The sequence below is a fragment of the Pseudomonas sp. NBRC 111138 genome (assembly GCF_001320835.1).
Classification (GTDB): Bacteria; Pseudomonadota; Gammaproteobacteria; order Pseudomonadales; family Pseudomonadaceae; genus Aquipseudomonas; species Aquipseudomonas paracarnis.
This window is the reverse complement of record NZ_BCBO01000162.1, coordinates 1-4,812: the sequence shown is the minus strand read 5'-3', so window position 1 is coordinate 4,812 and position 4,812 is coordinate 1. Positions and strand designations below refer to the sequence as shown.

The following is a 4,812-nucleotide window of genomic DNA, read 5'->3' as shown; positions in this document are numbered from 1 at the left end:
CCGTTGGTCGGTACAGTCCAGCTGATCATCGGGCCAAAGCCCCAGCGGTTGGTGGCAGGCGTGCCGAGGTTTTCCAGCAGGCCGACGGTGCCGACCGTGGCGCCGATGCTGATATCCGGGTACAACGCGCCGGTCGCCACGCCAATACGCGCCGTGGCGGCGGCCAGCTGGCGTTCGGCCTGGCGCACATCAGGGCGACGCTTGAGCAGCGTGGCGCCATCGCCTACCGGCAGCAGTTGAGCAATATGTGGCAGCTCGGCACAGGTGCCCGTGCCGGCTGGCAGTTGGTCGACAGGTTTGGCCAGCAACATCGACAGCCGGAACAGCGCCGCCTGACGCGAGGCTTCATAACGCGGTATGTCGGCACGCAGGGATTTGTATTGGGTTTGCGAACGTGTCACCTGGGTCTCATCGCCACGCCCGGCATCTCGCAAGCGCTGGGTCAGTTTGGTGCTCTGGGCTTGCAGGTCGAGGGACTCGTTGGCAATCGCCAGTTCTTCGTTGGCCGCGCACACCTGGGTATAGGAGCGCACCACATCGGCCACCAGGGTGATGCGGGCGATATCCGCCGCGGCCTGGGTGGCATCGGCGCTGGCCTGGGCGCTTTCGATGCCGCGCTGCAAGGTGCCGAACAGGTCGAATTGATAGGACGTGGTAATCCCGACGCTACCGATATTGCCTACCGGGACTTTGTCCGGCAGCAAGAAGGCCTCGCCAGATTCCTGCAAACGCTGGGCCTCGGCCTTGACGCCGGCACTCCAGCCGCCAGCGGATTCGGCCTGCTGCACCTGATAACGCGAGCGCTGCAAGTTGGCGGCGGCCACGCGCAGGTCGGTGTTGGAGGCCATAGCCTGGCGCACCAGTTCGTCCAGGCGCGGGTCTTTGTACAGCTTCCACCAATCGGCCGGCACCGGTGCCGAGACGACGTTGCTGCCCTCGCCCATGATCGGCCCTTGCAGGTCGCCACGGTTGACGGCGGCCTGTTCCGGCAGTTTGTAATCGGGCCCCACCACTTGGCAGGCCGACAGCAACAACCCCAGGGAAGCGGTTGCCAGAAGCCGCTTCATGGTTTGTCCCCGTCTTTGACCTTGTCGTCGATGATCGACACCGTCGCGGTGCGCCCGGCGATCATGCGAAAGTCCGCCGGCACGTCATCGAAGGCGATACGCACCGGGATCCGCTGGGCCAGGCGCACCCAGCTGAACGCCGGGTTGACGTTGGGCAACAGGTTGGAGCCGCTGCTGCGGTCGCGGTCTTCGATACCGGCGACGATGCTCTGCACGTGGCCATGCAGGCGCGCGTTGTCGCCGATCACACGGATGTCCACGCCCATGCCGACGTGGATGCCGTCGAGCTTGGTCTCTTCGAAATAGCCGTCGATGTGGAAGGAGTTGCTGTCTACCACCGACAGCACCGGGCGCCCGGCGGTGACGAACTCCTGGGTACGCGGTGCGCGGTCGTTGACGTAGCCGTCCACAGGGCTGCGGATCACCGAGCGGTCGAGGTTGAGTTGGGCGGAGTCCACCGTCACTTGCGCTTCGGCCAGTGCCGATTGGGCGCGGGCGACGCGGGACTGGCTCTCTTCCAGTTGCTCGCTGGGCACCAGGTTGCCCAGGCCACGGTTACGCTTGTACTCGCGCTGGGCCTGGGCCAGGGTTTCCTGGCGGTCGGCCACGGCGGCCTGGGCTTGGCGCAGGGCCAGCTTGAAGCGGTCCTGGTCGACGGCGAAGAGCACCTGGCCCTTGGTCACCAACTGGTTGTCGCGCACGTCAACGCGCTGGATCAGCCCGGAAACGTCCGGGGCGATCTGCACGATGTCGGCACGGATGTGGCCGTCACGGGTCCAGGGCGCAAACATGTAGTACATGACCATGCGCCACACAACGACGACCGCGAAACTCACGATCAACAACGTCAGGACGACACGGCCGATAGTCAAAAAAGGTTTTTTCATGTCATCAAATATCGACTGAGTGAGTCCACCGCGCCCAGCAACAGCGCGTAGAGCCCCACATTGAACAATGCCCGGTGCCAGACCAGGCGATAGAAGTGCATGCGCGTCAACAGCCCGTGCACCACCAGAAACAACACATAAGTAATGCCCATCAGCACCAGCAGCGTAGGCAGGAACACCCCACTGATATCCAGGTCACCGATCATAAAGGCGCTCCATCAGGTAACGGCGCTTGCATCTCTGTACCGCCAATGAACTCCACACCGGGCAACAGCGCCAGACGCAGGCCGGCCAAGGCGTGCAGCAGATGCAGGCGCGTGTCGTCTTCGTCTTGCAGGCCCTGGCCGTTAAGGGCACGACGGGTGCGGTCCAGGGTCATCAGCAGACCGCTGGGCGCGGGCAAGCGTTCACCCGCCTTGAGGCAGGCCTTGAAGTAACCGCCCACGCCTTCCACCACCTGGTTGAGCAACACCCGTGGCACACCGAGGATGCGTGGCGAGTAGGCCAGCAGGTCGAGCAGGTTCAGCGCCACGCGCAGGTCGCGCAGGGCTATGCCAGTGTCCTGGCCGGTGAGGGCCAGGCGCGGCAGGTGTTGCATCAGGCGGTCGAGCATTTGTACGGCCATGTGCCGGTGCTCGGCCAGGGTGGCGGGCTCGGTGAGGCTGACGATGTCGCGCCAGCTGAAACGGGTGAGGCGCTTGGCCGCCAATTCAGCGCCGAAGGGTCGGGCGATCAACGTCCACACGAACGCGAACAGCAGGCCAACGGGCCCGGCCAGGTTGACGTTGGCGAAGTTGAGAAAGTCCGCGTCATAAGCGCCCTGGATGCTGATGAACGACGATGTGTTCACCAGCGTCAGCAACATGCCCAGGTAGAAGCGTGGCTGAACCGTAAGGGTGCCGATGCAGATAAACGGCACGGCGAAGGCCAGCACCAGCATGGGGAAGTCATGCAGGTTGGGCAGCACCAGAAACAGATACAAGCTGGCGAACAGCACCGACATGGCGGTCCAGAAAAAGAACCGGTAGATCTGCGGTGCCGGATCGTCCATCGAGGCGAAAAAGCTGCAGGCGACGGCGGCAAGGATCACGGCGCTGCCGCCGTCGGTCCAGCCCAGCAAAATCCACAGCACCGAGGCGACAATGATCGCGGTCACGGTGGAGAACGCCGAGTAGAACATCAGGCCACGGTCGAGAAACGGCGTGAGCCGGCCCAGGCGCCAGTGGCGGTAGACGGCGCGCCAGGTGTCCTGGCTTTCACACTGGATGGCGGCTTGCAGGCTGCGGCAGTCTTGCCACAGGTCGACCCATTCGCCCAGGCGGTACAGGGCGTTGGAGAACAGCAACGTGTGGCGGTCATCCAGCGCTTCGCCCTGGGGTTGGGCGGCGTCGATCTGGTCACGCAGCACGCGCCAGCGTTCCAGGGGTGCTTGTTCGGTGGTGCTTTGCAGCCAGGCGTTGGCCTCTTCCAGCAACGGTTTGAGCCGGTCGAGAAACTCCGGTGCGCGATGCTCGATGGCGTACACCGCATCATCCAGTGCATCGATTACCGGCAGCAGATGGATCATGCGCCCGCGCAGTTCCTTGGTGTTGCGCACCGTTTGTGGCCGCGCGCCTTCGTGAGGCAACTGGCCGATCATCAACTCAAGGGTGTTGAAGGTGGCGACCATGCCGCCGCGCAGGTTACTGACTTCTTCTGGGTCTACCTGACGGGTGAGGAAGCGCTGGCTATAGACCTGGGCGTCGCTGAACCACTTGGCCACCGAGCCATCGAACACCGGCATCAGGCGCCGAGGCCAGAACATCGCGCCCACCACCGCTGCGACCGCGATGCCGAGGAAGATTTCTTCGGTACGCGCCTCCGCCACATCCCAGACCGCCAAGGGGTTATCCACCACCGGCAGAGCAATCAGCGGCAAGGTGTAGCCGGCCAGCATCAGGGCATAGTTATTCGCGGTGCGCAGGTGCATGGATAAGAACAGCAAAGTGCCGGTCCACAACGCAATCACCACCACCAGAATGTAGGGTGACTGCACGAACATCGGCACAAACAGCACCGCCGCCGCCGCGCCCATCAAGGTGCCGATGGCGCGGTACAGGGCTTTGGAACTGGTAGGGCCGACAAACGGGCTGGATACGATATACACCGTGGCCATCGCCCAGTACGGACGCGGCATCTGCATGAGCATGGCGATATACAGCGCGATCATCGACGCGGCGAAAGTACGCACCCCGTAGAACCAATCGCGGGCAGGCGGGAAGCCGGTAAAAAATCCGTTCAAGGCGACACAGCCTCGGCCGCTTCGAAGGCGCGCAATACACGCAGTGCCGCTTGCAGATCGTCGGGGGCGATATCCGCCAACACGTCCTTGCGAAGGCGCACCAGTTGCGCCTCCACCGCCTGCACCAGCTCACGGCCACGCTCGGTAAGGCTCAGGGCCTTGGCGCGGCGGTCGTGGATGTCTTCGGTGCGGCAGACGTAACCGTCACCGCACAGCCGGTCGAGCAGGCGCACCAGTGATGGGCTTTCCATACCGGAAGCCTGGGCTACTTTGACCTGGTGTACCCCGTCGCCCAAGCGACCGATCATCAACAACGGCACGGCGCAGGCTTCGGAGATGCCATAGCTCACCAGCGTGGTCTGGCAGATTTTGCGCCAATTACGGGCGCCCACCACCATGCTGCTGCTGAGGCTCATCTGGAGTTGTTCGAGGGATTGAGGCACTGGATAGTTCGCATACAGTTAGTTTGCTAACTATCAATATGGTCGATGCATGGAGCATCGTCAAGTTTTGAAACAATTTCGCAGATGAGTGGTGGGATGTGGCTTGAGTAAAGCGGGTTTTAGGGTAGGCATCA

The 4,812-nt window shown here is 63.2% G+C and carries 5 protein-coding genes; all 5 read right to left on the bottom strand.

Going from position 1 to position 4,812, the window contains the following annotated elements; all coding sequences use genetic code 11:
* On the bottom strand, window positions 1-1,067 hold a 1,067-nt coding region (locus tag APH41_RS26675), incomplete at its 3' end, for an efflux transporter outer membrane subunit (protein WP_054922456.1).
* Window positions 1,064-1,954, bottom strand: a complete 891-nt coding sequence (locus tag APH41_RS26670) for an efflux RND transporter periplasmic adaptor subunit (RefSeq protein WP_032878498.1) — start codon at window positions 1,952-1,954, stop codon at window positions 1,064-1,066. The genes APH41_RS26670 and APH41_RS26675, both read right to left, overlap by 4 nt.
* The gene (locus tag APH41_RS26665) at window positions 1,951-2,160 is read right to left on the bottom strand and encodes a DUF1656 domain-containing protein (protein WP_003187469.1); all 210 of its coding nucleotides are present in this window, start codon (window positions 2,158-2,160) and stop codon (window positions 1,951-1,953) included. The genes APH41_RS26670 and APH41_RS26665 overlap by 4 nt, the downstream gene beginning before the upstream one ends.
* A complete protein-coding gene (locus tag APH41_RS26660; protein WP_054922453.1) occupies window positions 2,157-4,235 on the bottom strand; it encodes an FUSC family protein in 2,079 nt (692 codons plus the stop codon). The genes APH41_RS26665 and APH41_RS26660 overlap by 4 nt, the downstream gene beginning before the upstream one ends.
* On the bottom strand, window positions 4,232-4,651 hold the full coding sequence (locus tag APH41_RS26655; RefSeq protein WP_034125424.1) for a MarR family winged helix-turn-helix transcriptional regulator: 420 nt from the start codon (window positions 4,649-4,651) through the stop codon (window positions 4,232-4,234). Before APH41_RS26655 ends, APH41_RS26660 begins: the two co-directional genes overlap by 4 nt.
* Window positions 4,652-4,812: the final 161 nt, after the last annotated feature.

Coding starts and splice junctions, on each gene's coding strand:
- APH41_RS26670 (WP_032878498.1), bottom strand. CDS start 1,954: ATGAAAAAACCTTTTTTGACTATCGGCCGTGTCGTCCTGACGTTGTTG.
- APH41_RS26665 (WP_003187469.1), bottom strand. CDS start 2,160: ATGATCGGTGACCTGGATATCAGTGGGGTGTTCCTGCCTACGCTGCTG.
- APH41_RS26655 (WP_034125424.1), bottom strand. CDS start 4,651: ATGAGCCTCAGCAGCAGCATGGTGGTGGGCGCCCGTAATTGGCGCAAA.